Annotated in this window: 3 protein-coding genes; all 3 read left to right on the plus strand. The window is 68.4% G+C overall.

Annotated elements, in window-relative coordinates:
* On the plus strand, positions 1 to 802 hold an 802-nt coding region (dsrO, locus tag AB1609_21335), incomplete at its 5' end, for a sulfate reduction electron transfer complex DsrMKJOP subunit DsrO (GenBank protein ID MEW6048979.1).
* A gap of 24 nt (positions 803 to 826) precedes the next feature.
* Positions 827 to 2,188 carry an NrfD/PsrC family molybdoenzyme membrane anchor subunit gene (nrfD, locus tag AB1609_21340; GenBank protein ID MEW6048980.1) on the plus strand — a complete coding sequence of 454 codons (1,362 nt, stop codon included), beginning with the start codon at positions 827 to 829 and terminating at the stop codon, positions 2,186 to 2,188.
* A gap of 4 nt (positions 2,189 to 2,192) precedes the next feature.
* Positions 2,193 to 2,401, plus strand: a 209-nt coding sequence (locus AB1609_21345; GenBank protein ID MEW6048981.1) for a hypothetical protein, incomplete at its 3' end; no start/stop codon positions are given.

Here is a 2,401-nt window from a genome sequence, read left to right on the forward strand (position 1 = left end):
GGATGCGGTCAACCCCGGCGGGCGGATCCCGAGGCGGCGCTTCCTGCAAGGGGTCGGCGCCTCGGTGCTGGCCGGGCTCGGTGGAGCGCAGGTGATTCGTCTCGGCGCCGAGGCAGGGCAAAGCGCGCCCGAACTTCCGGCTACGCGGCAGCGCTGGGCCCTGGTCATCGATCTGCGGCGGTGCGACGGCTGCAAGAAGTGCACCCAGGCGTGCCAGGCCATGCACCACACGCCGGAGGGGGTCGAGTGGATCAAGGTTTACACCCTGACCAATGCTGCCGGCGGCCCCTACTACCTTCCGCGCGTCTGCATGCAGTGCGAAAACGCCCCGTGTTACGAGGTATGCCCCGTGGGCGCCACGTTTTACGCCCCGGACGGCGTGGTGCTCATCGACCAGGACCGCTGCATCGGGTGCCGGCTTTGCATGGTGGCCTGCCCGTACGGGGCTCGGTACTTCACCTGGGATGACCCGCCGCCGGTCGACCCTGCGCAACTGGACGGCGAGAGCGGTCCCGAGTTTCCCGTTCCGCAACAGAAGGGAACCGTGAGCAAGTGCGTCCTGTGCGTGCACCGCCTGCGGGAGGGGAAGCTGCCGGCGTGCGTCGAGGCGTGCACCATGGAGGCCATCTACGTGGGCGACTGGGAGGCGGATCTCGCCACCAACGGGCGGGAGACGGTGCAGCTGTCGCGCTTTCTCAAGGAGAACGACGCGTTCCGCCTCAAGGAGGAATTGAATACCCGACCTCGGGTCTGGTACATCGCCGGGCACGGCCAGGACCTGGAGTACAAGTACTCACTTTGAACACACAGAGAGGTGCGTCAAGAGATGGCCGTGGAAGGGACGGGCATCGAAGAACTGCTGAGGGTCGCCGTCCGGCCGATGGGACGGCCGAGCTGGCGGTACCGGGCCCTCTTTGCGCTTCTCGGCGCGGCGGTGGCCTGGGGAGGGGTGGCCTACGCGTACCAGCTCGTCCACGGCCTCGGCGTCACCGGTTTGAACGACAACGTGCCCTGGGGTTTTTACGAGGCCAACATCGTCAGCTTCATCGGTTTCAGCTACGGCGGCGCGCTGACCTCTGCCATCTTGCGCCTGATCGGCGCGGGGTGGCGGACGCCCGTTACCAGGCTGGCGGAGGCGGTGGCGCTGGTCACCCTCCTCATCGGCGCGGCGTTTCCCATCATCCACCTGGGGCGCCCGGAGCGGGTGTGGGAGTTCCTGGCGAGCCCCCGGGCGAGTTCCCCGCTGGTCTGGGATGTCGTGGCGATCAGCACCTATCTGGCAGCGACCGCGGTGTTCCTCTACCTGCCGCTAATCCCTGACCTGGCGGCCTGCCGTGACTGGCCGGAGCTCGGCCTCGGCCGGATGCGCCGGCGCTTGGTGGAGCGGCTGGCCGCCGGCTGGCAGGGGCTTCCGGACCAGCGCGCCTGCCTCCATCGCGCCCTCGGCATCGTCTCGGTGCTGATCATTCCGCTGGCGGTCAGCGTCCACTCGGTTCTGGCCTGGGCGTTTGCCGTCACGAGCCGGCCCGGCTGGCACAGCACCATCTACGGCCCGTACTTCGTCGTGGCGGCGCTGTATGCCGGCGTGGCGCTGGTGATCGTCGTGGTCGGCGTCTACCGCAAGGCCTACCGGCTGGAGCGGTACATCACCGAGGTCCAGCTGCGCAACCTCGGGTTCATCCTGCTGGCCCTGGGTGCAGTGTACCTGTACTTCACCTTCGCGGAGATGCTGACCGAAGGGTACGTGGCGGCCCGGGACACCGTGCCCATCATCGAAGCGCTCCTGACGGGTAGTTACTCGCCCCTCTTCTGGCTTGTCGTAGTCGGGGGTATTGTGGTTCCCATCCTGCTGGTGGCGTTTCCACTGACGCGAAACCCGGCGGGCATCACGGCGGCGGGCCTGCTGGCGGCCGGGGGCATGTGGCTCAAGCGATTCCTGATCGTGGTGCCGCCGCTGGTGCAGCCGCCGCTCGGGGAAGAGGTTGCCTTTTACGCCCCCACGTGGGTCGAGATCTCCATCACCGTCGCGGCGACTGCCGCCATCCCCTTTCTCGTGATGGTGCTCTTTCGATTCGTTCCCGTGCTACCGGTCTGGGAGATGGTGGAAGAGAGCGAGCGTGTTGCCTCGGAGCGGCGCCGTCTGGCGGCAGCTCGTGCGGGCGCCGGCGGTGCGGGAGGGGGTGTGTAGGAGCATGCGCCCGTGGTTGGCTTCGAGCCTCCTGCTGGCCGCGCTGCTCGCTGCCGACCTGTCGGGCCGGGCCCTGGCCCAAGCGGGTGGCGAAGGACCTGCTGGTGCGGGTGCCTCGGCTGTATCCGGCGTGGCGAGCCCGGCAGCAGCGGGTTCCGGGGGGTCCGTCACCCTGACGCTCACGGCCCGTGAGGAGGGCAACGGCCGGTTTGT

It is taken from the genome of Bacillota bacterium, from assembly GCA_040754675.1.
In the GTDB taxonomy this organism is placed as follows: Bacteria; Bacillota; Limnochordia; order Limnochordales; family Geochordaceae; genus Geochorda.

Coding starts and splice junctions, on each gene's coding strand:
- nrfD (MEW6048980.1), top strand. CDS start 827: ATGGCCGTGGAAGGGACGGGCATCGAAGAACTGCTGAGGGTCGCCGTC.